The sequence below is a fragment of the Streptomyces sp. NPDC087845 genome, assembly GCF_044742755.1.
GTDB lineage: Bacteria > Actinomycetota > Actinomycetes > Streptomycetales > Streptomycetaceae > Streptomyces.
This window is the reverse complement of the sequence record NZ_JBIUVC010000012.1, coordinates 162,137-183,762: the sequence shown is the minus strand read 5'-3', so window position 1 is coordinate 183,762 and position 21,626 is coordinate 162,137. Positions and strand designations below refer to the sequence as shown.

At 70.3% G+C, this 21,626-nt stretch carries 22 protein-coding genes and 6 pseudogenes; 9 read left to right on the top strand and 19 right to left on the bottom strand.

Annotation, left to right across the window (positions count from 1 at the left end; all coding sequences use genetic code 11):
* Window positions 1–115: 115 nt before the first annotated feature.
* The 4 genes from ACIOMQ_RS28790 to ACIOMQ_RS28775 form a co-directional block, all read right to left on the bottom strand.
* On the bottom strand, window positions 116–1,270 hold the full coding sequence (locus tag ACIOMQ_RS28790) for a glycosyltransferase family 4 protein (RefSeq protein WP_402190994.1): 1,155 nt from the start codon (window positions 1,268–1,270) through the stop codon (window positions 116–118).
* 16 nt (window positions 1,271–1,286) lie between these two features.
* Window positions 1,287–2,021: an FkbM family methyltransferase gene (locus tag ACIOMQ_RS28785; protein WP_401757598.1), complete on the bottom strand. Its 735-nt coding sequence runs from the start codon at window positions 2,019–2,021 to the stop codon at window positions 1,287–1,289.
* A 327-nt stretch (window positions 2,022–2,348) separates the two neighbouring features.
* A complete protein-coding gene (locus ACIOMQ_RS28780) occupies window positions 2,349–2,561 on the bottom strand; it encodes an MbtH family protein (protein WP_362206609.1) in 213 nt (70 codons plus the stop codon).
* Between the two features lie 153 nt (window positions 2,562–2,714).
* On the bottom strand, window positions 2,715–3,167 hold the full coding sequence (locus ACIOMQ_RS28775) for a condensation domain-containing protein (RefSeq protein WP_402190990.1): 453 nt from the start codon (window positions 3,165–3,167) through the stop codon (window positions 2,715–2,717).
* A 120-nt stretch (window positions 3,168–3,287) separates the two neighbouring features.
* Here ACIOMQ_RS28775 and ACIOMQ_RS28770 point away from each other — a divergent pair.
* Window positions 3,288–3,383, top strand: a pseudogene (locus ACIOMQ_RS28770) (IS5/IS1182 family transposase); the annotation flags it as partial.
* A gap of 15 nt (window positions 3,384–3,398) precedes the next feature.
* Here the strand turns inward: ACIOMQ_RS28770 and ACIOMQ_RS28765 are convergent.
* Window positions 3,399–4,271, bottom strand: a complete 873-nt coding sequence (locus ACIOMQ_RS28765; RefSeq protein ID WP_402190987.1) for an aldo/keto reductase family oxidoreductase — start codon at window positions 4,269–4,271, stop codon at window positions 3,399–3,401.
* Between the two features lie 130 nt (window positions 4,272–4,401).
* On the opposite strand from ACIOMQ_RS28765, the gene ACIOMQ_RS28760 reads away from it, so the two are divergent.
* Window positions 4,402–4,845 (top strand): helix-turn-helix domain-containing protein, encoded by a 444-nt coding sequence (locus ACIOMQ_RS28760; RefSeq protein ID WP_306092228.1) that lies wholly within the window; start codon window positions 4,402–4,404, stop codon window positions 4,843–4,845.
* A 67-nt stretch (window positions 4,846–4,912) separates the two neighbouring features.
* Here the strand turns inward: ACIOMQ_RS28760 and ACIOMQ_RS28755 are convergent.
* The 5 genes and pseudogenes from ACIOMQ_RS28755 to ACIOMQ_RS28735 form a co-directional block, all read right to left on the bottom strand.
* Window positions 4,913–5,756 (bottom strand): annotated as a pseudogene (locus ACIOMQ_RS28755) (IS5 family transposase).
* On the bottom strand, window positions 5,732–6,055 hold the full coding sequence (locus ACIOMQ_RS28750; protein ID WP_401757593.1) for an acyl carrier protein: 324 nt from the start codon (window positions 6,053–6,055) through the stop codon (window positions 5,732–5,734). The pseudogene ACIOMQ_RS28755 and the gene ACIOMQ_RS28750 overlap by 25 nt, the downstream one beginning before the upstream one ends.
* Window positions 5,989–7,566 (bottom strand): acyl-CoA dehydrogenase, encoded by a 1,578-nt coding sequence (locus ACIOMQ_RS28745; protein WP_402190985.1) that lies wholly within the window; start codon window positions 7,564–7,566, stop codon window positions 5,989–5,991. The genes ACIOMQ_RS28750 and ACIOMQ_RS28745 overlap by 67 nt, the downstream gene beginning before the upstream one ends.
* Window positions 7,567–7,594: 28 nt before the next feature.
* The gene (locus tag ACIOMQ_RS28740) at window positions 7,595–7,816 is read right to left on the bottom strand and encodes a hypothetical protein (protein WP_402190982.1); all 222 of its coding nucleotides are present in this window, start codon (window positions 7,814–7,816) and stop codon (window positions 7,595–7,597) included.
* Window positions 7,740–8,672 (bottom strand): annotated as a pseudogene (locus tag ACIOMQ_RS28735) (acyl-CoA dehydrogenase family protein). The gene ACIOMQ_RS28740 and the pseudogene ACIOMQ_RS28735 overlap by 77 nt, the downstream one beginning before the upstream one ends.
* Window positions 8,673–8,876: 204 nt before the next feature.
* Between ACIOMQ_RS28735 and ACIOMQ_RS28730 the strand changes: the two are divergent.
* The 5 genes and pseudogenes from ACIOMQ_RS28730 to ACIOMQ_RS28710 all read left to right on the top strand — a co-directional run bounded on the left by ACIOMQ_RS28730 (window position 8,877) and on the right by ACIOMQ_RS28710 (window position 11,355).
* The gene (locus ACIOMQ_RS28730) at window positions 8,877–9,221 is read left to right on the top strand and encodes a hypothetical protein (protein ID WP_401943602.1); all 345 of its coding nucleotides are present in this window, start codon (window positions 8,877–8,879) and stop codon (window positions 9,219–9,221) included.
* A gap of 38 nt (window positions 9,222–9,259) precedes the next feature.
* A pseudogene (locus ACIOMQ_RS28725) lies at window positions 9,260–9,658 on the top strand (3-oxoacyl-[acyl-carrier-protein] synthase III C-terminal domain-containing protein); the annotation flags it as partial.
* Window positions 9,615–9,860: a 3-oxoacyl-[acyl-carrier-protein] synthase III C-terminal domain-containing protein gene (locus ACIOMQ_RS28720; protein ID WP_401943707.1), complete on the top strand. Its 246-nt coding sequence runs from the start codon at window positions 9,615–9,617 to the stop codon at window positions 9,858–9,860. The pseudogene ACIOMQ_RS28725 and the gene ACIOMQ_RS28720, both read left to right, overlap by 44 nt.
* Window positions 9,824–10,114: an acyl carrier protein gene (locus ACIOMQ_RS28715; RefSeq protein ID WP_401943704.1), complete on the top strand. Its 291-nt coding sequence runs from the start codon at window positions 9,824–9,826 to the stop codon at window positions 10,112–10,114. Before ACIOMQ_RS28720 ends, ACIOMQ_RS28715 begins: the two co-directional genes overlap by 37 nt.
* Window positions 10,111–11,355, top strand: a pseudogene (locus ACIOMQ_RS28710) (beta-ketoacyl-[acyl-carrier-protein] synthase family protein). Before ACIOMQ_RS28715 ends, ACIOMQ_RS28710 begins: the two are co-directional and overlap by 4 nt.
* A gap of 42 nt (window positions 11,356–11,397) precedes the next feature.
* Here ACIOMQ_RS28710 and ACIOMQ_RS28705 read toward each other — a convergent pair.
* The 3 genes from ACIOMQ_RS28705 to ACIOMQ_RS28695 are packed head-to-tail and all read right to left on the bottom strand — an operon-like array spanning window position 11,398 to window position 14,371.
* Window positions 11,398–12,069: a response regulator transcription factor gene (locus ACIOMQ_RS28705; protein ID WP_362206605.1), complete on the bottom strand. Its 672-nt coding sequence runs from the start codon at window positions 12,067–12,069 to the stop codon at window positions 11,398–11,400.
* Window positions 12,066–13,370 carry a sensor histidine kinase gene (locus tag ACIOMQ_RS28700; RefSeq protein ID WP_401943598.1) on the bottom strand — a complete coding sequence of 435 codons (1,305 nt, stop codon included), beginning with the start codon at window positions 13,368–13,370 and terminating at the stop codon, window positions 12,066–12,068. Before ACIOMQ_RS28700 ends, ACIOMQ_RS28705 begins: the two co-directional genes overlap by 4 nt.
* Window positions 13,371–13,408: 38 nt before the next feature.
* Window positions 13,409–14,371 (bottom strand): alpha/beta hydrolase, encoded by a 963-nt coding sequence (locus ACIOMQ_RS28695; RefSeq protein ID WP_401943595.1) that lies wholly within the window; start codon window positions 14,369–14,371, stop codon window positions 13,409–13,411.
* A gap of 172 nt (window positions 14,372–14,543) precedes the next feature.
* Here ACIOMQ_RS28695 and istB point away from each other — a divergent pair, with 172 nt between their 5' ends.
* Window positions 14,544–15,290, top strand: coding sequence for an IS21-like element helper ATPase IstB (istB, locus tag ACIOMQ_RS28690; protein ID WP_401943592.1), 747 nt, complete (start codon window positions 14,544–14,546; stop codon window positions 15,288–15,290).
* A 39-nt stretch (window positions 15,291–15,329) separates the two neighbouring features.
* Here the strand turns inward: istB and ACIOMQ_RS28685 are convergent, their stop codons facing one another.
* The 5 genes from ACIOMQ_RS28685 to ACIOMQ_RS28665 all read right to left on the bottom strand — a co-directional run bounded on the left by ACIOMQ_RS28685 (window position 15,330) and on the right by ACIOMQ_RS28665 (window position 19,161).
* Window positions 15,330–16,163 (bottom strand): NAD(P)H-binding protein, encoded by an 834-nt coding sequence (locus ACIOMQ_RS28685; protein WP_401267048.1) that lies wholly within the window; start codon window positions 16,161–16,163, stop codon window positions 15,330–15,332.
* 311 nt (window positions 16,164–16,474) lie between these two features.
* A complete protein-coding gene (locus ACIOMQ_RS28680; protein WP_402190979.1) occupies window positions 16,475–17,356 on the bottom strand; it encodes an FAD-dependent monooxygenase in 882 nt (293 codons plus the stop codon).
* Complete coding sequence (locus ACIOMQ_RS28675) at window positions 17,329–17,985, bottom strand: FAD-dependent monooxygenase (RefSeq protein WP_402190977.1); 657 nt, start codon at window positions 17,983–17,985, stop codon at window positions 17,329–17,331. The genes ACIOMQ_RS28680 and ACIOMQ_RS28675 overlap by 28 nt, the downstream gene beginning before the upstream one ends.
* Window positions 17,982–18,497 (bottom strand): VOC family protein, encoded by a 516-nt coding sequence (locus ACIOMQ_RS28670; protein ID WP_402190975.1) that lies wholly within the window; start codon window positions 18,495–18,497, stop codon window positions 17,982–17,984. The genes ACIOMQ_RS28675 and ACIOMQ_RS28670 overlap by 4 nt, the downstream gene beginning before the upstream one ends.
* 97 nt (window positions 18,498–18,594) lie before the next feature.
* On the bottom strand, window positions 18,595–19,161 hold the full coding sequence (locus tag ACIOMQ_RS28665) for a TetR/AcrR family transcriptional regulator (protein ID WP_402128665.1): 567 nt from the start codon (window positions 19,159–19,161) through the stop codon (window positions 18,595–18,597).
* A gap of 315 nt (window positions 19,162–19,476) precedes the next feature.
* On the opposite strand from ACIOMQ_RS28665, the pseudogene ACIOMQ_RS28660 reads away from it, so the two are divergent.
* Window positions 19,477–20,366, top strand: a pseudogene (locus ACIOMQ_RS28660) (fumarylacetoacetate hydrolase family protein).
* Between the two features lie 271 nt (window positions 20,367–20,637).
* Here ACIOMQ_RS28660 and ACIOMQ_RS28655 read toward each other — a convergent pair.
* The gene (locus ACIOMQ_RS28655) at window positions 20,638–21,612 is read right to left on the bottom strand and encodes an NAD(P)/FAD-dependent oxidoreductase (RefSeq protein WP_402190973.1); all 975 of its coding nucleotides are present in this window, start codon (window positions 21,610–21,612) and stop codon (window positions 20,638–20,640) included.
* Window positions 21,613–21,626: the final 14 nt, after the last annotated feature.

Here is a 21,626-nt window from a genome sequence, read left to right as displayed (position 1 = left end):
CTCGCGCCGTGCGCCGGAGGGCAGCCCGAGAAGGCGCGGGCCGCCGGTCCTTCCCGTCCGGTGGGTCGCCGGGCCCCGCTCCGCTCCCCGCGGCACCACTGCCGCCGCCAGGGGCCTACTCCTGACCCGGCGCGGCCACCGGAACGCTCTCGGGATCCAGCAGCTGCGTCAGATGGCGGGCCGACGCGTCCCAGGACCAGGATTCCCGCGCCCATGCACGGCCCGCGGCACCCATCTCCGCGGCCAGGTCGGCGTCGAGCAGTATCCGGGTCAGCGCACCGGCGATCGCCGTGGTGTCGGTGCCGTCGACGATGCGGCCGGTCCGGCCGTCGAGCACCGTGTCCGGAGCACCGCCCGAGTCGCCGGCGACCACCGGCAGACCGCTCGCCGCCGCCTCCAGGAACACAATCCCCAGCCCCTCCGCCTCCAGGCCCGCCTTCCGGGTACGGCACGGCATCGCGAAGACGTCCGCCGCCGCGTAGTACGCCGGCGTCTCGGTGTGCGACTTCCCGCCCACGAAGCGGACCGCCCCCTCGCCATGGCGCAGCGCCAGCTTGCGCAGCCGGGCCTCGTCCGGTCCCCGTCCGACCACGACGAGCACCGCGTCGGGCACCTCCCGGCGGATCAGCGGCATCGCCTGGATCAGCATGTCCTGGCCCTTGCGCGGGACCAGCCGGGCCATGCACAGGATCACCCGCTCGTCCCGCAGGCCGAGCTCGGTCCGCAGGTCCAGCCCGGCGCCCGCGTCGGGCCGGTACACCTGCGCGTCGACCCCCGGCACCAGACGGCTCATCCGCGCACGCGGGCCGAGGGACGGCTCGATCCGGGCGCGCGTGTACTGGCCGAGGTACGTGACGACGTCCACGCCCTCACCGATACGGCGCATCATCCGGCGCGCGCCGGGGGTCCTGGCCCACCAGATCTCATGGCCGTGGGTGGTCGCCACCATGCGTCGGATGCCGCTGCGGCGCAGGGCCGGCGCCATCATGGCGAGCGGTGCGGCGGCCCCGAACCAGACCCGGTCACAACCGTGGGCCCGGGCTATCTCGACCGCCCTGCGGGTGACCCGCCCGGTCGGCAGCAGCATGCCGCTGGTGTCACGCACGACAGGAAACGGGAGCGCCGCGTCGTAGGCGGCGTCACCCGGCTCGCGCGACGTGTAGACCACCACGTCGTCGTCCGGTATCCGCGTCGCCATCGCGTGCACGAAGGTCTCGATGCCTCCCTGGCGCGGCGGGAAGTCGTTGGTGATGACGAGGGTGGAGCCCATGAATGTGTTGGATCCTTCAGCTGAGTGGGGTCGAGCGGGCCGTGAAGAGGTAGTTGCGGCAGTCGTCGGTCACGTCGGCCACACGCGCCCAACCCCGGTTCTGCCAGCGGTACATGTCGTAGTCGAGTCGGGCGAGCCGGCCTACGAGGTGCTCCGCCGCCATGTCGTACTTCTCGAGATGGCGGTCCTCGATCTCCAGCAGGAGGGCGGGCCGGTGGCGCAGCAGCGTACGGCGGGCACCGGACAGCACGGCCGCCTCCGCCCCTTCGACATCGGCCTTGATGAAGTCGACCCGGTCCAGGCCCATGTGGTGGCAGAGGCCGTCCACCGTCCGCACCGGTGTGGTCACGGGGCGGGCGGTGGCGAATTCGACGTTGGGGCCGGGGCCCGAGGCGCCGTCGGTGAGGTAGGCGCGTCCGTGGACGGGCAGCAGACGGCGCCGGGGCAGACTCATCGTTCCTTCGTGCGCCCGCTCGCCGAGGGCCATGCGGTGCACGGTGACGTTGTCGCAGCCGAGAGCGGCGGCCGCGGTCCTGAGCCATTGCGCGGGACCGTGCAGCGGTTCGACGCTGTGCACCTTCCCCGACGGTCCGGCCAGCGCGGACAGGCTCCAGGTGTAGAGGCCGTATTCGGCCCCGATGTCGAGGCAGACGGCCCCCGGCCGCACCAACGGGCGCAGTCCCGCCACTTCTTCTTCCACGAAGTCCCAGCGCGAGGATGCCCAGCGCAGCGCGAGCGCGACCGACCGCACGCGCAGCCCCGGCCGCGGGCGGCCGCCGGGCCGAGGGCGCGAGGGATCCGGCCGACGGGTCAACCTGCCGCTCATCAAACGCCTTTCAGCCTGCACGGGCGCACGGGTTCTGTTGCCGGAGCGACGCCACACGCGGTCGGCGTTCCATCGCATCATCGGATGCGGTGTGATCCCATCCTTCTCCAGAAGCAGATTGGCCGGCATGTCAGACCTGAGATGTACATCTCAGGTCTGTACTCGCAGGTGCGAAAACGTCACGAAAGAACGCAGAACATGGCTTCGCACCCCGCCCGGGACAGCGGGGTGCGAAGTCGCTCGGGATGGCTGCTACTTCTGTGCCATGGCGTCGATCAGGCTCTTGGGCCGCATGTCGGTCCAGTTCTCCTCGATGGAGTCGAGGCATTCCTGACGCCCCGCCTCACCGAAGACCGAAGTCCAGCCGTCGGGCACATCGACGAAGACCGGCCAGAGGGAGTGCTGGTTCTCCTCGTTGATCAGGACCAGGTAGTTGGCATCGGGGTCTTCGAACGGATTCGTCACCACGTCGTCCTCTCTCGGGTTCGTGATGTGGTTCGTGTCGGTGGCGGGCAGCGGGCAGGCCCCGGCTCGCGCCGTTCCTCTTGTGAAGTGGCTGCCTCGTGCACCGGTCGGCCCCACTGGAGATTCACTATGAACCAGGGCACGGTCGGCGAGTCAACAAGGGCGGCCTGCATCGGGTACGGGGATGTCGTCGCCGGCCGGTGCCACGATCTGGCTCAGTTCGTCGCCGTCGTCGCCGTCGTCGGCGAATCGCACACGCAGTGCCTCGGTCTCCGCGACGGTGCGGCGAACCGCCTCGGTCAGGAGCTCGGCGTCCAGCCGCCCGGAGATCTCGAAGCAGGTCGCGCAGTTGTACAGCGGGCTGTCGGGGGACAGCTGCTGGGCCACCCAAACACCCATCTGCGCGGCCGAAACAGGCAAACGAACCGACCCATGCTCAGACACTGGACACCTACCCAAGTTCTCTTCGGACGAGCTTCGCTTGTTGTTGTGGACCGCGTGTCCACGGGCCGGTCGTGCCTGCGGTGGGGCGGGCGGCCAGCCCCTGGTCCGCAGCTCCTCGGCAATGACCGCGACAAGGGCGTTGAGGGTGGGGTGGTCCCACATGACGGTGGGATCGAGACTGAGAGCTCGCGCAGATTGGCGGGTGGGGCGCCCAGGCAGTGAGGCGAGCACAGGTGTCCCTGATCATGGAGTTGCGACGCTCTGTGATCACTGGGGAGACCTGTGCCCGTTCTTCCAGCATGGCTGACCGACCTGCTGTGGGACCAATTCGCGGCGCTGCTGCCCGAACGTCCCGCGGTCGATCCGGCCCAGCCGCTGGTGAGCGCCGTAGGGTTAGCGGCCGATCTTGTCGAGCTCGGCGAGATCGTCGTCGGACAGCGGGAGTCCCGCGCCGGCGGCGTTCTCGCGCAGGTGTGCCACCGATGAGGTGCCGGGGATCAGCAGGATGTTCGGCGACCGCTGCAGGAGCCAGGCCAGGGCGACCGACATGGGCGTCGCGTCCAACCGGGTGGCTACGGCCGTGAGTGCCGAGGACTGCAGCGGGCTGAAGCCGCCGAGGGGGAAGAAAGGCACGTAGGCGATGCCCTGCTCTGCGAGCTCGTCGATCAGGTCGTCGTCGTGGCGGTGGGCGAGGTTGTACATGTTCTGCACGCACACGATCGGCGCGATCGAGCGTGCTTCGGCGACCTGTTCCGCCGTCGCGTTGCTCACGCCGAGGTGCCGGATGAGGCCCTGCCGCTGGAGGTCGACGAGCGCCCCGAACGCCTCCGCGAGCGAACCGGGCACGGGGCCCTGGGCGTCGCCGAGCCGGAGGTTGACCACGTCCAGCGTGTCGAGGCCGAGGTTCTCCAGGTTCTCGGTGACGGCCCGGCGCAGCTCTTCAGGCTTGCGTGCCGGGGGCCAGCCTCCCTCCTCGTCGCGAGTCGCCCCGACCTTGGTCACGATGTGCAGCGAGTCGGAGTACGGGTGCAGCGCTTCGCGGATCAGCTGGTTGGTGATGTGTGGCCCGTAGGCGTCGGCGGTGTCGATGTGGGTGATGCCGAGGCCGAAGGCCTCGCGGAGAACGGCGAATGCGCCCTCGCGGTCGGCAGACGGACCCATGACCCAGGGGCCGGCGAGCTGCATGGCGCCGTAGCCGAACCGGGTGACGGTCAGGTCGCCCAGGGTCCAGGTGCCGCCGGGAAGCGAGGCGGAGGGGGTGCCCATGGTGTGCCTTTCGTGTTGAGCCAGGTGATGGTGCCTGACGGCGCCTTGCACCACTATTGGTGCGTAGCTTCTTGTCGGGAAGTAGGCACTTCGAAGTGCGTAAGGCACCCACGGGTGAGAGGAATGATCCATGGCGACGATGACGGCAGCCCAGCAAAGGGCACAGGCCAAGGTGGAGTACGACGCCTTCGTGGCGGCCTGCCCCAGCCGCAAGCTGCTCGACCGGATCTCGGACAAGTGGGTCACGCTGATCCTGGCCGCGCTCGGCAGCGACAGTGCGCATCAGCCCGGCGCCGACTGCGCCGGCGGGCCCCGGGTGATGCGCTACTCGGAGCTGCAGCGCCTGCTGGCCGGCGTCAGCCAGAAGATGCTCACCCAGACGCTGCGCTCCCTGGAGCGCGACGGCCTGGTGTCCCGCACTGTGGTGCCGACCGTGCCGGTCACGGTCTCCTACGAGCTGACCGACCTCGGCCTGTCGCTGTACGAGATGATGCGGGGCCTCAAGGCCTGGGCCGAGACGCACATGGACGATGTGCTTGCCAACCGCGAGACCTACGACACCCGCGTCGCCTGAACCACGCCAGGGTTGCTCATCAGCGCCGAACCGTCTGCGCGTAAGAGGCCGGGTAGATGGACGGGGCTCAAGGACGTCGCTTGGGGCGGTCGTCCCAGCGGTGGGTGGTCCAGGCTCGGCGGATCAGGCTACGGACGGTGATGATCGTGTCTGCGAGGTCGAAGAAGGCGTTGGCGACGGTCGCACGACGCTCGTAGCAGCGGGCAAGGCGGTGGAAGGCGTTCTGCCAGGCGTGGGTGCGCTCGACGTGCCACCGATCGCTGGCCTGGATCGGCGCCTTCTCGCCCTTGTGCGCGATGCGGCCGTGCAGGTTGCGGGCAGCGAGTTCAGTGCGGGTCTTGTCCGAGTCGTAGCCGGCGTCCAGGTGCACGGGTGATGTCGTCGGGCAGCGGTCCCAGGTGCTCCAGCAAGTCCAGGGTCGGGGCGAGCAGTGGGAAGTCGTGGCGGTTCGCTCCGGCGAGGACCCTGCCGAGCGGGATTCCGTAACCATCGGTCATGCCCGAGCGTTTGAGGCCTTGCTTGCCGCGGTCGACCGGTGAGCGCCCGGCGACCTCGCCGCCGCCGGGGGCCTTGGTGATGGAGCCGTCGATGGCGATCTGGTCGAGCACGAGTCCGACGATCCGGTCGTAGGACTCCAGCGCGATCTGCTTGAGCCGGGCGAAGACGCCGAGGGAGATCCACTCGTCGCGGCGGTTGCGGATGGTGGTCGCCGAGCAGGTGGTGTCGGCGATCGCCTGGTACGAGCAGCCGAACCGCAGCAGTTGCAGTAGCTTGTCGAACACGATCCGGTCGCCGATGCGGGGCCGGTGACACCCCAACGGGTGGGCCGGATCGACCGTGGGACGCTCGGGCAGCAGCGCCGCGAATTGGTCCCACAGCGGGTCGGTCAGCCATGCTGGAAGGACGGGCACAGGTCTCCCCAGTGATCACAGAGCGTCGCAACTCTATGATCACAAAGACCAGTCCCCGCCTCGCTGCCCGGGTACCCCACCCGCCTATCTGCGCAGGCTCTGATGCCGAGGTGGTCCTCGATCCCGGCGATGACGACGAAGGCGTAGACGGAGTCGAGTCCGTAGCTCGCGAACACCACGTCCGTGCGAATCTCGTCCGCGGGCAACTCCACGTGCCCGGCGATGCGTTCCTTCAGCCAGGACGCCAGTTCCTCCTCGGAGAGACTCGCTGCGGCCTTCCCGACGGCGGAGTCGGACATGGTCGGTTCTCCCTCTGGTTGCGGTCGGCGAGCCTTCGTCTCACGAGACGGAGGCCAATCGCGGATTCATGACGTTCCGTCAACTCGTCGAAGAGAAGCTGTTCGAGGTAGCCGGGAAGCCGTGCGGGCGGGCTGCCCGGCCGCACGGGGATTCTGGCGAGGACGGCCGCCAGCCAGGCCGGATCCTTGAGGAACGGGTCGTGGTGGTTCTGGTTTCCGCGCCACAGTCCGACGCACGCGGCGGCCACCAGGACGTTCACGTAGCGGTGCGTGAGGTCGTAGGTGGCGGAGCTCGCCGCGACGGTCAGTTCGGTGGCGGGGAGGCGCTCGCACTCGTCGGCGAGTGCCCGCAGTTCGGCCGTGAGGTGGTCGCCGACCCGCTGGATCTCTGGGTGGCTGCGGCCGATTCCGGGCTCCGCGGACAAGCCGCCCGCCAGCGAGAAGCTGAGCCTCTCACGGCCTCCGGCGCTGACCGCCAGGCGTTCGAAGGGGACCGGCGGCAGTTCCGCGTCGAGACGGAAGAGCTCCTCCGGGAGCGCCTCGGCTCCTCGCCAGGACCGCCGTGCCAGCAGGGGGAGTTGCGGAAGCAGCTGCATCTGGCAGGCCGCGCGGGCGGCGCGGCCGAAGCCCGCGAGCTGGTTGTCCCGCAGCAGCTTCTGGAAGATGGCGTGGTCGCCCTCACGCACGTAGAAGTGGGCGCCGAGAAGGGTGGAGAGGCGGTGCATGGCGTCCATGAGGACCTTGGAGACGAAGAACTTGACGGCCGACGAGTAGATCGCGGTCTCGGCCGGGGCGAGGTGGATCGCCCGTGCCGCGACGGTGGAGAAGGCGTCGCACAGCAGCAGGTCGGCGTGGGTCGCGGCCAGCACCGAGTGGACTTCGGGGAGTTCGGTCACCGGCCGTCCGTACAGTCTGCGCGAGGCGAGATGGCGCAGAGTGGTGCGAAGAGCGGTGTCGAGTATGCCGGTGAACATGGCCACCAACGTGGTGCGCGTGACCTGGAAGGACTTCAGTGCCGTCTCAAGTCCGTGCCCCTGCGGGCCGACCATGGTGTCGGCGGGCAGCGGGCAGTCCTGGAACTCCATACCGCCGAGTTGGACCCCGCGCATGCCGACGGTGGAGTAGCGGGGCAGGTAGCGCATGCGGCCGTCCGGGATCCGGGCCTTGTCGACCAGGATCTGCGAATGGCTCCGGCTGCCCGGGCCGCAATCGGTGCGCGCGAACATGACGACCGCGTCGGCGCGTCGGATGTTGGTCACCACCTCCTTGCGCCCGTTGAGCAGGAGGCGGCCGTCGGGTCCGGGCATGGCCTCGAACTCCGTGCCGACCATGTCGTTGCCGTGCGCCAGCTCGTGATGAGCGACGGCCACTTTGCGGTTCTTCAGCAGCAGGCCGGCGACCTGACGGCACTGCTCCTCGCTGCCCGCGGCCCAGACGTTGACCGCGGTGATGAAGGAGCTGACGCCGTAGCCGAGGCCCAGGCAGGGGTCGCGGCGGTAGACGGAGCGCATGATCTCGATGAGCTCGTCCAGAGACGGGTCAGGCGCCCGCCGTACCGGCGGGTACGAACTCGGCGCCGAGGCCGTAGGCGTCCAGCGCGCGCTCCCCGTCCGCGAACATCTCGGATCGCTCGTCCGCGGCGAGGATATGAGGGAAGCCCGGGGGGTTGCCGGGGTCCCCGGGGTCACCGAGGTGCTGTTCCAGTGCGTCGGCCCGGTGCGGGTACGGGCCGCGCGGGGACGAGGTGGCCGGACTCGTCATGACGCGCTCCTGGTCGCTTCGTCGTGACCGTACGGAAGGAGAGTCGGCAACCGGCCGTCCAGGGAGTGTTCGACGAGCCGGTCGTAGACCTCGTCGTCGGCATCGTCGTGAGGGAGGCCGAGACCGGTGGCGATGGTGCGCAGGCATGCCTCCAGCCACAGTCCGTCCCGCCATGCCGTCGGAGGCCCGTCGGGGGATGCCATGTCTCCGTCCCGGGATGCTGGATCTCCGTCCGGGAATGCCGGGTCTCCGTCCCGGGATGCCGGACGGCCATCGGCGGATTCCGGCTGCATGCCGGCGCGAACTCGGGCGGCTGGGCGTCGAGACCGGTGGCGAACCGGACGCCCGCTTCGTCGTACACCCCTCGTCGGTAGCCGGCGGCGAGCAGCGGGAACTGGTCGATGAGCGCGTTCCGGTTGACCACCGTGTTGCCGTCGAAGATGGCGACGACCCGGTGGTCGCGCTCCAGCTTGGCGAAGACGCCGTCGGCGAACTCCTCCGTGAGGAATCCTCTGACGCCGAGCAGTTCGGCGACCCGGTCCACGGCGCCCTGCACCAGCTCGGGCACGAGGGCCTTGGCCACCGCGGAGGTCACGCTCATCTCCCCGGTCAGCGCGTGAATGCTGCGTGCTGCCACGGTGCCGGTCGCCTCCGCCACGAGCCGCGTGGCGCTGATCTGTCCCAGGATGCGGCGGATTCACGGCAGTTCGATCAGTCGGCGGCCGTACAGGATCCGGTCGCGCGCGTAGTCCACCGCGATCCGCAGTGCCGTGTCCGCGGCGCCGAGGGACAGTGACACACAGACCGTACGCGTGAGCTGCAACGCCTTGAGGACGGTCTCGATCCCGTCGCCCACCTCGCCCACGCGTGCTGTGCCGGGAACCCGCGCGCCGTGGAAGGCGATGCCGCTGATGTCGGCGCCCCGGATGCCGTGGGTGGGAGCCTTGGGCAGACAGGTCCACTCTTCGTCCGCGAGGTCCTGCTGTCGGAACGGGGACCTCGGAGGGGCTGCCAGATGTACACACCGGAGCTCGTTGCGGCAGCTCGGAGGGGATCGGACGTGGGGGCGGCGGCAGTGGTCGCCGGCCTCGGAACGTGTCTGCCGGCCGCGGAGTTCGCGTCGCTCGCAGCCCGCCTGAACACCAGTGACGAGTGGATTCGCACCCGTACGGGCATCGCCGCACGCCGCCGGGTCGCCCCCGACGTCTCCATGCGGGATCTCGCCCGCGCGGCCGCCGCCAACGCCCTGAGCTCGGCCGGTCTCGACACGGTCGGCGGTCTGATCCTCGCCACCACGACGCCGGACCGCCCCTGTCCGGCGGCCGCCCCGGAAGTGGCGCAGCTCCTCGGTCTCGGGCAGGTTCCCGCCTTCGACCTGTCCGCCGTCTGCAGTGGCTTCCTCTAAGCCACGGCGACCGCCGCGGCTCTGATCACGAGCGGGTCGTGGACAGCGTCCTGGTCGTGGCGGCCGAGACCTACTCCCGCATCGTGGATCCGACGGACCGGTCCACGGCCGTGATCTTCGGCGACGGCGCAGGCGCGGTGGTGCTGCGCCGCGGCTCTCCGGCGGAGCAGGGCGCACTGCTCGCGTTCGACCTCGGCAGCGACGGTTCGGGCGATGCCCTGATCCACGTCCCGGGGGTGCGCGAACAGCCCGAGGGCCGGCGCTGGTTCACCATCGCGGGCCGAAAGGTGTGTCTGCGGGCCGTCGAGCAGATGACGGTCTCGGCACCGCGGGTGATGAAGGACTGCTCGTGGAGCCCGGAACAGGTCGACACCCTGGTACCGCACCAGGCGAATGCCCGCATCATCCGGGCGGTCGCGGACCGGCTCGGCGTGCCGCCCGGGAGTGCGGTGTGCGAGCTGTCCCGCGTCGGCAACACGGCGGCGGCCTCCATCCCCCCTGGCGCTGGCCGAGGCACTCGCCGCCCACCGGCTGAGGCCCGGTGCCCGTACCGTGCTCACCGCCTTCGGCGGCGGTCTGACCTGGGCTTCGGCCGCACTGGCATGGCCGCAACTGGCAGCCGTGCGTTCAGAGATCTGAGTGAAGGGAATCCGCTCATGTTCGTCGACTACCTCTCCACCATCCTCGGCACGGCCTACAAGGTCCCCGGCACCATCGAGCCCACACGGTCCTTCCAGGAACTTGAGGTGGATTCGCTGTCCCTGGCCGAACTCGGCGCACAGCTGGAGGAAGACCTCGGCGTGACCATCGAGGAGGAGGATCTGACCTCCGAGACCACCGTGGCCGAACTCGCCGAGCTGCTGGAGACCAGCGGGGCGGTCGTCCCGGCATGACCGCCGACGGATTCCGCCGCCCGGACGTGGTGATCACCGGGATCGGCATGGTCACCCCGGCCGGGACCGACACCGCGACGGCCTGGAAGGCGACGTGTGCCGGGCAGCCCGCTGCCGCGGCCGATCCGCGGCTCGCGGGCCTGGGAGTCGACTTCTCCTGCGCCGTGACCGGTTTCGATCCGGAGCGGGTTCTCGGCGGCGACCCCCGCCGGATGGATCCCTTCACGCGGTTCGCCGTCGCCGCGGCCCGCGAGGCCGTCGCCGACGCGGCGCCGGCAAGCGGCTCCTGGGACGCGGCCAGAGTCGGTGTCGTCATGGGCACCGCGGTCGGCGGTCAGGGGACCCGGGAGGAACAGGCGCAGCGGCTGCGGGACAGGGGGCCGCGCGCGGTCAACCCGCTGACCGTCCCCAAGGCCATCGGCAACATCGCCGCGGCCTCGGTGACCATGGATCTCGGCGTGCACGGGCCCTCGTTCACCCTCTCCACCGCCTGTGCGGCGGGCACCACCGCGCTCGGCCTCGCGCTGGACCTGCTGCGTGCGGGACGCTGAGACGTGGTACTGGCCGGTGGTACGGAAGCCGCCGTGACGCCTCTCGTGTCCACGGCCTTCGACCGGCTGAGGGCGCTGTCGCGGCGCGGTGACGACCCCTCGGCCGCGTCCCGGCCCTTCGACGAGCAGCGCGACGGCTTCGTCCTGGGCGAAGGCGCTGCCGTGCTCGTCCTGGAGCGCGCGGACGATGCCCGGGCCCGCGGCCGGCGCGGCTATGCGCGGGTTCTGGGGTACGGGGCGTCCTCGGACGCCCATCACCTCACCGCACCCGATGCCGACGGGCACTACGCGCGGCTGGCCGTGCGGCAGGCGCTCGACGACGCCCGGGTCGGGGCGTCGGACGTCGTGCTCGTCAACGCCCACGCGACCGGCACGCCGCAGGGCGACGCCATCGAGGCCCGGCTCGTCGAGCGGGTCTTCGGACCGGATACCGCGGTCACCTCCACCAAGGGTGTGACCGGCCACATGCTCGGTGCCGCGGGCGCCGTCGAGGCCGCGTTCACCGCCCTGTCGTTCGACCGGGGAGTGATCCCGCCCACCGCCAACTTCCACTCCGCCGGAGCCGGCGCCGGCGCCGGCGGGATCGACATCGTCCACGGCGCGCCCCGGCACGCTCCCGTTCCGCTCGCCGTCAGCAATTCCTTCGGCTTCGGCGGCCACAACGCGGTCGTCGTTCTCGGCAGCGTCTGAACCGGGCGGGCCGCTGTTCCGCCCCTGCCCGGTGTGTGTGGGTCAGTACCCTCCCGGGCGGACCAGGCCCGTCTCGTACGCGTGGATGGCGGCCTGGGTCCGGTCGCGCAGGCTCAGCTTGACCAGGATCCGGCTCACATGGGTCTTGACGGTCTGCTCCGCCACCACCAGGCGCTCGGCGATCTCCGCGTTCGACAGGCCCTGCGCGATCAGTGACAGGACCTCGGTCTCACGTTCCGTGAGGTTGCCGGTGCGGCCCTTGACCGGGCCGCGGGGGGCGTCGGACATCCGGGAGAACTCGGCGATGAGGCGTTTGGTGATGTTCGGTGCGAGCAGGGCCTCGCCGGCCGCCACCACCCGTACCGCATGGGCGAGTTCCGTCGCGGACGCGTCCTTCAACAGAAACCCGGACGCCCCGGCGCGCAGCGCCTCGTAGACGTACTCGTCGAGGTCGAACGTGGTCAGCACGAGGACCTTGGTGGTGACGGCGGGCGACGCCATGATGCGGCGCGTCGCCTCGATGCCGCCGACCCCGGGCATCCTTATGTCCATCAGTACGACGTCGGGGCTCAGTTCGGCGACCTTGGCAACGGCGTCGATCCCATCCACGGCCTGGCCGACGACCTCCATGCCGGGTTCGGCATTGAGCAGCACCGTGAAGCCCTGACGGACCATCACTTGGTCGTCGGCGATCAGCACGCGGGTGGTCGTCACTGGTTGTCCTCCACAAGTTCGGCGGGTTCGGCGGGAAGCTGCGTGGGCAGCGTCGCGAACACTTCGTATCCTCCGTCGGGGGTGGCGCCGAAGGCCAGCGTGCCACGCAGCATCGCGGTGCGTTCCCGCATCCCGAGCAGGCCGTGGCCGGCGCCCGGCGAGGGCTGGGCGGGCCCGGTCGGCGCGGTGTTGGCGACCCTGACGGTCAGGTCGGAGGGGCGATGGGAGATCTCCACCCGTACCTCCGCCCCGGGCGCGTGCCGCATCGCGTTGCTGAGCGCCTCCTGGATGATGCGGAACGCCGACAACTCGATGCCCGGTGCCAGGTGGGCGGGCTCGCCGGTGGTGTGGGTACGGACCGTGAGCCCGGCGCTGCGCACATTGGCGACCAGTTCGTCCAGCCGGTCGAGGGTGGGCTGCGGGGCGTGCCACTCGCTCTCCGACACCGTGTGCTCGGAGCGCAGTACGCCGAGTACCTGGCGCAGTTCGGTGAGTGCCTCCTTGGCGTTCTCGCGGATGCTCGCCAGGTTCTCCTTCAGCTCCGCGGACGGGTTCTCCACCAGGTGCGGGGCCGCCTGCGCCTGGATGGAGATGACGGACATGTGGTGGGCGACGACGTCGTGCAGTTCGCGGGCGATCCGGTTGCGTTCCTCCAGAAGGGCGCGCCGGTTGCGTTCCTCGGCGGTCTGCTCCTCCAGTGCGACCAGTTGGGTACGGGCCACGTTGCGGCCGCGCAGCGCGGCGCCGACCAGGGTGGCGATCGCGAGGACCACCACGGTGAGCGGGGCGTAGCCGATCTGGTCGAGGGCGACGACGAGAAACAGGCTCGTCAGCAGACTGATCACCAGCGCCTCGACCGCGGCGCGGAGACGGGACCGCAGCGCGAGCATGAAGAGCACCCAGGCCTGAAGGGCGAGTTCGGAGCTGTTCCAGAGGGGCCTTCCACCGCTGAGGCCGTGCGCCTCGAACATGGCGATCCCGACGGCCGTCTGCGCCGTCGTCGCCGCCCACCAGGCCGGGACCGGGCGGTAGGGCGCGGAAACGAGCGCCGCTGTCTGGATTCCCGTGAGGAGAAGACCGATCGCGCCGATCTGATCCCCGGCCCCGTACTTGAGCGCGTTGAAGACGAACAGTATCGCCGCCAGCAGCACGAGCCCGGAGACGGCGGCGACCCGGAGCCAGCGGGGCCCCACCGTGCGGGGGGCCGCGTCGGCGACTCCCGTCCAGAGGTCCTCGCGCAGGTTTCGCGACACCGCTCGCAGGCCCCCGGCCGGTCGTTCCACGATGTCCGACTTCTTCATGGGCACCACCCTAGACACACCGTGGCAGGCCGGGCGGATCAGGCACGAGGGGCATCGGGGGTCCGCCCGTCCACGATCCGGGCGAGGTTCCTCAGGGAGACGGAACCGGGCTTCAGGTAGTCGCTGTGGCCACCGGAGCCCGCCTCGAAGACGTGGGCTCCGAAACCGTCGGAGACCGGGTCCGCACCGAAACCGACGTCCGTGTCGGGGAGTTGCAGGCGTACGTGCGGTACGTCGGCGATCCAGTCGTCACTGCCCCGGCCCGCCCAGACGGCGGCCGGGGTGTGCAGAGCGGCCACGTCGTCGACCCCGACGCCGGGGCTGCCGTACAGCACGATGTCCGCGACCCGGACTCCGGCGGCGGCCCGTGCGCAGACGACGGAACCGTAGGAGTGGCAGAGCAGGGAGGTCCGGGCGGCGGGTCTGACCCTTCTCAACTCGTCCAGGAATTCACGGAGTCCGGGAGCCGCACGGTCGGCGCGCCGTGAGGTCGCGGCAGCCAGGCTCACCGTGGCCGGGGTCTCGTAGCCGAGCCAGGCGACGACGGCGGCCCGGTCGCCCAGTTCTCTGCGCAGCGCCTGGGCGCCGCCCTTCAACCGCCAGTAGTTGTCGACGCTTATGCCGGCGCCCGGGACCAGCACGGCGATCCGGTCGGCCCGCGACAGGTCGCCGACCACTTCGACGGTGCGGCCTCCGTGGCGTCCGTCGAAGGAGAGGAGGTGGCGTGCGGGGTCCGCCATGACGCGCAGCGCTCCGGCCCGTTTGGCGTCGCCGTGGTCGTCGGCCATCCGCGCGGCCGCTCCGATGTCCGCCCGGGTCGCGGCGTACCGCTCGGCGAGGGCGGTCGGGGTGGCGGCGGGCAGCGCGCCCGGGACGGTCGGTGCGGGCGCCGGTACGTCGGCGGGCCTGACCGCCCCCGATACCGGCACGGTCACCGAGGCGACGACCAGTGCCGTGAGCAGGGCGCGGCACAGGCGGCTTCTGCGTGGGCGGGACGCCATGGCAGATGGTTCCTTCCGTACCGGATGTCTTTCGTGCTTCCGGTACCGAAGCTATGGATCACACCTCGTAGTCGGCGTCCCGCCGGGGAGTGAACCCTCTGCGTAGTTCTGAAGTATGAGAGGTAGGGGGCGGGTTCGCCGCCGCACGGCTCGCCTGCCCGACCCGGAGGACATGCTCATCGACGAGGCATGCCGGGACCTGAAGCTGCCCGCATTTCGCGAGCGGTTCATCGAACTCGCCAGCACCGCCCGACGCGAGCAGGCCACCTACAAGCAGTTCCTCCTCGACCTTCTGCAGGTCGAGCTTGCCGACCGCGACGTGCGCCGCCAGCAGCGGCTCCTGCACCTGGCCCGCTTCCCTCGCCCCAAGCGGCTGGAGGACTTCGACTTCGCCAAGAACCCGAATGTCACCCCGGAGGTCGTCGCCGACCTGAAGTCCACCGCCTGGGTCCGCGAGGGCCGCCCGCTGGTGCTGATCGGGGACTCCGGCACCGGCAAGTCCCATCTGCTGATCGGGATCGGCACCGCGATCGCGGAGGCCGGCCTGTCGGTCCGCTACACCACGACCTCGGCCCTGGTGAACGAGCTCGCAGAGGCCGACGCCGGACGGCGGCTCTCCTCGGTGATCGCCCGCTACAGCAAGATCGACCTTCTGTGCCTGGACGAGTTCGGGTATCTGGCCCTGGACCGCAAAGGCGCCAAGCTGCTGTTCCAGATCTTCACCGAACGCGAGGAGTGCAAGGCCACCGCGGTCGCCACGAACTCCCCGTTCACCGAGTGGGACAAGACCTTCGGGGACGCCCGCCTCTGCGCGGCCATCGCCGACCGGATCACCTTCCGCTGCACCCTCATCCAGACCGGCACCGAGTCCTACCGCTTCCAGACCACCCAGGAATCCCTCTTCCCAGCAACGAAATGACGACCCAATAGCCCACGAACGTACACAGGCCCAGATGACTCATTGGAAGGCGGTGACGTTCTCCGTGGCCCACTGCTGGAACGGTCGGGCCGGGGTGCCGGTGACCTGTGAGACAGTGTCGCGCACCGTCAGCAGCTCGTCGTTGACGTCTCCGCCCATGACGTCGAGCACCGCGTCTGCGGCCTCGGCCCCGAAGACAGCGGCCATCTGTGCGTGGGCCTGCTGGCGGGTGATCTCGGCGAAGGGCACCTCCCGACCGAGCGCTGTCGCGATGGCCCCGACCTGCTGCCGGGCGGTCACCGGTTCCGGGCCGGTCAACGCATACGTGCGCCCCTGATGGCCGGGCTCGGTCAGCGCCACCCGAGCCACTGACGCGATGTCTGCGGGGTGAATGGTCGGCAGAGCGGTGTCCGCATAAGGCGCCTGGACGGTCTCGTGCTTGCGAATGGAAGCCGCCCACATCAGGGTGTTCGAGGCGAACTGCGTCGGCCGCAGGATCGTCCAGGCCATGCCGCTTTCCTTGAGCAGCTCCTCCACCGCCAGGTTCTCGCCGGCCGGGCCCAGGCGCGGATGGGTCTGGACAGTAATCGAGGAGACCAGCACCACGTATTCCACTCCGGCCTGCCGGGCGACTTCGAGGACGTCGGCATCCGAACCCAGACGCGACACAAGAAACAGCGAGCGCACCCCCTCCAACGCGGGCTTCAACGACGCCGGCTCCGCCAAGTCGCCCTGCACGACTTCGACCCCTTCGGGGAAAGCGGCATGTGCGGCATCACGAGTGAGCCCTCTCAGCGGCCCGGCAGCGCACGCATGCAGCTCGTTCAGCAGTGCCCTGCCTATGTTTCCAGTACTTCCGGTCACGAGGATCACGAGCGCGTTCTCCCATTACGAGATGATCAGCTGGAGGACACGTCGACCGGCGTCGCGGTGACGATGCCCAGGCCCACCAGATTGGCCGGGCCGTCACGGGTCACGCATCGGCCGATGGACCTAACCCCCACAGCGACCTTGGAACCAGGACCCCGCATGGCGGGCCGTGCACACGCGCGTGTGCAGCTCCGAGCATTCCTGCCTACACCGACACCTGATACCCAACACAGGCTCCACCCCGAGGCATAACCAGGTGCGAGCCCCTGGCCGCATCTTGTCAGGGAGGCAGCCACAGGGCCCGCACCCAGAAGCTATCGACACTCAGCGGTGGCACCCCCCGGACACTCCGCCCACGACCGGCAGGCCACCCGATCAGTGGCTCCCGAATTCACCGAAATGGCGCCCGTTCCCACCGAAAACCACGGAGCACTGTCGAGTACATCCTCGCCCCGAACAGCCCAACCCCGGTGCCCGTCGCCACCGAAGACGTGGTCTCCATATGACCCGACTAAATCAGTGGCCGCGAGCGGGGCGCCGCCGGCGTGCCGGGCCGCTCCGTAGACGTACCCGATCTCCTGGTTGAGCGCGTCGAAGTGCGGGCGCTGCGCGGGGATGGCCGCCGCGATCCGTCGGCGTTCCGCCGCGGCGACCACCGGGTCCGGGCTTGCGAGGAGTGCGGCGATCCCGTCCGTCTCGGGCCCTGTCCCGACCTCTGCCATCCTGACGGCGTTGGCCATGCTGTGGCGGGCGTTGTCGACGGCGACGGGGCGGCGTTCCCTCTCGTAGCTGTCGAGCAGGGTGTCGGAGGCGTAGCCTCCCAGCACCGCGGCGAGTTTCCAGCCGAGGTTGTCCGCGTCGGCGAGGCCGCTGTTCATACCCAGGCCGCCTGTCGGCGGGAACTGGTGCGCCGCGTCGCCCACGAGGAACACGCGGCCGCTGCGGTATGTCTCGGCGGTCCGGGCCGTCATGGTCCACGACCCCACGGAGCGGATGTCCACATCGAGTTCGCCGGCTCCGACGGCGTCCCGGACGATTCGGGCGCACCGTTCGGGCGGATAGTCCTGCGGCGATTCGACAGCCGGGTCGAAGCTCCGCTGGAAGGTCCACCTCCGGATGCCGTCCATCCCGATCAGCAGCCCCGGGGAGGCACTGTTGATCAACCAGATCAGCAGGGCGGATCCTGCCGCGTCCACGGGGACAGATCGGCGTGGAAGTAGATGTTCAGCTGGTGGCCGAGGACCGGAGAGCCGTCCGTGGCGATGCCGAGCCTGTCGCGCATGCCGCCGGTCGCCCCGTCCGCCGCCACGGCGTAACAGGTGCGCAGGACCTGCCGCCCGCCCACGCCTTCCACGGTGACGTCGACGAGATTGCCGTGGTCGGTCACCTCCACGACGGTGGTGCTGTAGCGGACGTCGGCCATGCCCTGGGTGAGGACCGCGTCGAGAAGGTGTTGCTGCACACGGTCCTGGGCGCAGGAGGTGAGCTGCTCGGCGGAGGCGTGGAGCCGGCGCAGGAGCTGGTCCTCCGGGCCTTCGCCGACGTCGATCCGGCCCAGTGGTTCCCCGGCGAGGGTCTGCTTCCACAGGATGGTGCCGGCCCATGCCGGGTCGACCGCGTCCGCACGGACGGCGTCCGCGATGCCCCAGGTGCGGAACAGCTCCATGGACCGGGTGTTGACGACATGGGCCCGGGGGTGCGGATTGATCCCGCCGTACTGTTCGAAGATCACGCTGCGGACGCCGTGCCGGCCCAGGACGAGCGCGGTGGCCAGCCCCACGGGGCCGGCTCCGACGATGACCACCGGGGCGTCGATGCCGGTCATGCGCGCCTGACCAGTTCGGCGAAGGACTCACCCGAGTCGAAGCGGCGCACCAGCTCGTCGGGGTCGAACTCGACCCCGATCGGATTGGCTTCGAAGGCTCCGGACCGGAACCACTCGTCGAGGGCTTCCGCGGTGGCGAAGTTGTCGATCTGGAGCTCGATGTGATTGCCGTCGGGGTCCTCGAAGTACATCGAGGCGGTCGGCCCGTGGTTGATGCACCAGAAGGGCACGATGCCCTCGTCCTTCAGCCGCCGGTACGTGCCGAGCAGATCTCCGATCGTTTCGTAGGTGAAGGCCGCGTGGTGCAGACCGGTGTGCGCGTCCGTCGGACGCTCGGACGCTCCGGTGGCGACCAGCGCGACACGGTGGTGCTCGTCGTCGTAGGTCAGGAAGGCGAGGGCTTCGTTGGCGAAGGTGACACGGCCTTCGAGGACGCGTACGTACCACGCGGTCATGACCGGCAGACGGCCGGTGCGCAGGACGATGTGGGCAAGTTTGCCTGGAGAAGCCATGGGCGGCGACCTCCCTTGTCGAGGGCACGGCAGCCCTCTTGACTGCCATACAAGATAACCGTAGGCGGCTTCTTGTATGGCAGTTAAGAGATCGTGGTCAGCGTGCCGCCGCGACGGCCACCAGCGCCTCCACGAGGAGGTCAATGAACTCCTCGGTCGGCCGGTCCAGCCCCCGGACGCTGACCAGCAGCCCCTCGAAGAGCACATGGGCCATGTCCGCCACAGGAGCGGCATCGAACCCCTCGGGCAACCCGTCCGCGACGGCCGCGAGCAGGCGGCCCTCCAGCCACTCCCGCAGGCGGGAGTAGACATCGGCGAGGGCGGGCGACTCGTCCATGCGGTCGTACGCCTCCCGGTGCAGACCGCGATACGCCTCCAGATCGACCAGGAACGTGACCAGTTGCCGCCTCGGGTCGTCCCCGATCACGGGATCCGCCTCGACGCGCTCCCGCTCGCGCAGGAAGAGGCGGTCCAGCGTGGCGGCGAAAAGGTCGTCCTTGGTCGGGAAGTACCAGCGCACGGCGTTGGCCGCGACGCCGGCCGCCTTGCCGACCTCGGCCAGGCTGGTCCCCTTGTACCCCTTGACGGCGAAGAGCTCCCAGGCGCTGTCGACCAGGACGGCCTCACGCTCGGCTTTCGGGATCTGTTGACGGTTCCGTGGCATAGCAACCCAGCCTAGGGGCTGCCCCGCAACCCCTGGCGGGCATGCGACGACAGCTGAGGCACCTCGCCGCGTTGCCGGAACGCCCGAATACATCCAGCATTCGGGCACCCCTCCGCCTTGCGATGCACCGCATCCGACGCCGCACGCCGATCCACCAGGGACTACGGGACAACCCCTGGGCGGCACCCCGCCACCCCCATCCACGGCATCGGAAAGCAGTGGCCCGGCAGCCGATGAACTCTTGACTTCCAGACAAGAAAACTCTTGACTCTTGAGCAAGAGAACGTGCGCTTCTCCCCCACTCGGGAGTCCGTGATGCGTCTGTACAGCACAGCCCTGGGCATCGCCAGGGAGGAGAGCCCCGGCGAGCTCTCCCTGCTCGATCTCCCCTTGACCGACCTGGGTGCCCTCCTGCGCGGACCCGGCATCGAGGCGGCCCGCGCGGCCGCGGTCGTCCGGCGCGTCGCTCTCGACGAGGTCCGTGTGCATGCCCCCGTTCCCCGGCCCGGAAAGATCCTGATCGTCGGCCTCAACTACCCCAGCCACGCGGAGGAGGCGCTGGAGATGTTCGCCGCGATGGGTCGGCCCGGCATCACCCTGCCCACGGAGCCGAATTTCCAGGTGGTCGCCGGTTCCGCGGTCACCGGCCCCGGCGACGACATCCACCTCCCCGCGGCCGCGGCCGGACAGGTCGACTACGAGGGCGAGGTGGCGGCCGTCATCGGCCGGCCCGCGCGCGGCGTCGGCACCGCCGACGCGGCGGGCCACCTGGCCGGCCTGACCATCGCCAACGACGTCTCGGCACGCGACATCCAGCAGCGCGCGATGTCGGGCGATCCGACCGCCTCCATCGGCGTGGCCAAGAGCTTCGACACCTTCAAGCCACTCGGCCCCTGTCTGGTCACCCGGACGAATTCGCCGAGCCGCTCGATCTACGGCTGCGCACAGTGGTCAACGGCGAGGTACGCCAGGACGATCGCACCAGCGGTTTCATCCATGGCGTGGCCGAGTTGATCTCCTGCCTCTCGCACTACCAGACCCTCGAACCCGGCGACGTGATCCTCACCGGAACGCCGCGCGGCGCCGGCGTGTTCTCCGGTCGCCATCTGCGCCCCGGCGACGTCGTCGAGGTCGAGGTCGAGCACATCGGCACGCTCCGCAATCGCGTGGCGGCCGCCCCCGAGGGCAACAGCGCGGGCGCGTGACGGCCGGAGAGCACCGTACGGCGGAGAGCCCCCGCCCCGCCCGGCCGCCCCGGCCGACTCCCGCGCGAACGAGACCGTGGCACTCGCCGGTCGCAGCACGCGGGGTCGTCCGGGCCGCGGGCACGCGGAGCGGTCTCCGCACCTGGGCGGATGTGCTCACCCGGGAACGGCGTCGGCGTGGCAGCACGAGCCGGGCTTCCAGGGGCCCCGGGGCGCGGGGGCGCGGACGGGGTGCCGGCCGGGACAGGCCGACGACGGCGGCGTGGCGGCCTCAAGCACCCGCTGTGCCGGCGCGGCGCCGCTCCACGGCGCGGTCGACGTCCTCCTCCAGCAGGTCGGCGTTGAGGGCGAAGGCCGCGGCCGACCCCATGCCGGCGGCGGTGACGACCTGGGCGCGCGGGTCGATGACGTTGCCGGCGGCCCAGACGCCGAAGACGCTGGTACGGCCGGTGCGGTCGGTGGCGACCCAGCCGTTGTCGTCCTTGTCGCAGCCCAGGCGGGTCAGCAACGCGTCGTTGGGGACCGCGCGCGGGAAGAGGAAGGCGACGGCACGGGGGACGATACGGCCGTCGGTGAGCCCGATGCCGCGCAGCCGGCCGCCGTCGACGACGAGATGCTCGATCTCCCCCTCGACGGTGCGCACGCCGCGCGCCGCCAGCCGTTCCGCGTCGTCCGCCGTCAGATCCAGGGTGTGCCGCAGGAGGACGATGTCGTCGCTCCACTGGCGCAGGAGCAGGGCCTGGTGCACCGCCCCCGGGTGGGTGCCGAGCACGGCGAAGGGCTGGTCCCGGACTTCGTAGGCGTGGCAGTACGCGCAGTGCAGCAGATCCTTGCCCCACCGTTCACGCACTCCGGGGATGCCGGGCAGCTCGTCGCGCAGCCCGGTGGCGACAAGGACGCGGCGCGCCCTCAGCACCGGCCCGCCCTCCAGGCGGACGTGGTAGCCGTGGTCGATCTGTTCCACCCGGCCCCGGATGAGCCGTACGCCGTACCGGGCGATCTCGGCGCGGCCGAGTTCGAGCAGGGTCGCCGGGGACAGACCGTCCCGGGACAGGAAGCCGTGCATGTGCGATGCGGGCGCGTTGCGCGGCTCGCCGGCGTCGATCACCGCGACCTTGCGGCGGGCCCTCCCCAGGAGCAGGGCCGCGTTCAGGCCGGCCGCGCCGGCGCCGATCACCACCACGTCGTGGACCTCGTCGCCGGCCCGCTGCGTGTCGTCGTTCTGTTCGTTCGTCACCTTGGTCATGACGATCACCTCCG

Excerpts from the sequence above, each read along its gene's own strand:
- ACIOMQ_RS28790 (WP_402190994.1), bottom strand. The coding sequence starts at position 1,270 with ATGGGCTCCACCCTCGTCATCACCAACGACTTCCCGCCGCGCCAGGGA.
- ACIOMQ_RS28775 (WP_402190990.1), bottom strand. The coding sequence starts at position 3,167 with ATGTGGGACCACCCCACCCTCAACGCCCTTGTCGCGGTCATTGCCGAG.
- ACIOMQ_RS28765 (WP_402190987.1), bottom strand. The coding sequence starts at position 4,271 with ATGGGCACCCCCTCCGCCTCGCTTCCCGGCGGCACCTGGACCCTGGGC.
- ACIOMQ_RS28760 (WP_306092228.1), top strand. The coding sequence starts at position 4,402 with ATGGCGACGATGACGGCAGCCCAGCAAAGGGCACAGGCCAAGGTGGAG.
- ACIOMQ_RS28750 (WP_401757593.1), bottom strand. The coding sequence starts at position 6,055 with ATGTCCGACTCCGCCGTCGGGAAGGCCGCAGCGAGTCTCTCCGAGGAG.
- ACIOMQ_RS28745 (WP_402190985.1), bottom strand. The coding sequence starts at position 7,566 with ATGCGCTCCGTCTACCGCCGCGACCCCTGCCTGGGCCTCGGCTACGGC.
- ACIOMQ_RS28740 (WP_402190982.1), bottom strand. The coding sequence starts at position 7,816 with ATGACGAGTCCGGCCACCTCGTCCCCGCGCGGCCCGTACCCGCACCGG.
- ACIOMQ_RS28720 (WP_401943707.1), top strand. The coding sequence starts at position 9,615 with ATGCCCGCATCATCCGGGCGGTCGCGGACCGGCTCGGCGTGCCGCCCG.
- ACIOMQ_RS28715 (WP_401943704.1), top strand. The coding sequence starts at position 9,824 with ATGGCCGCAACTGGCAGCCGTGCGTTCAGAGATCTGAGTGAAGGGAAT.
- ACIOMQ_RS28700 (WP_401943598.1), bottom strand. The coding sequence starts at position 13,370 with ATGAAGAAGTCGGACATCGTGGAACGACCGGCCGGGGGCCTGCGAGCG.
- ACIOMQ_RS28695 (WP_401943595.1), bottom strand. The coding sequence starts at position 14,371 with ATGGCGTCCCGCCCACGCAGAAGCCGCCTGTGCCGCGCCCTGCTCACG.
- istB (WP_401943592.1), top strand. The coding sequence starts at position 14,544 with ATGCTCATCGACGAGGCATGCCGGGACCTGAAGCTGCCCGCATTTCGC.
- ACIOMQ_RS28675 (WP_402190977.1), bottom strand. The coding sequence starts at position 17,985 with ATGACCGGCATCGACGCCCCGGTGGTCATCGTCGGAGCCGGCCCCGTG.
- ACIOMQ_RS28670 (WP_402190975.1), bottom strand. The coding sequence starts at position 18,497 with ATGGCTTCTCCAGGCAAACTTGCCCACATCGTCCTGCGCACCGGCCGT.
- ACIOMQ_RS28665 (WP_402128665.1), bottom strand. The coding sequence starts at position 19,161 with ATGCCACGGAACCGTCAACAGATCCCGAAAGCCGAGCGTGAGGCCGTC.
- ACIOMQ_RS28655 (WP_402190973.1), bottom strand. The coding sequence starts at position 21,612 with ATGACCAAGGTGACGAACGAACAGAACGACGACACGCAGCGGGCCGGC.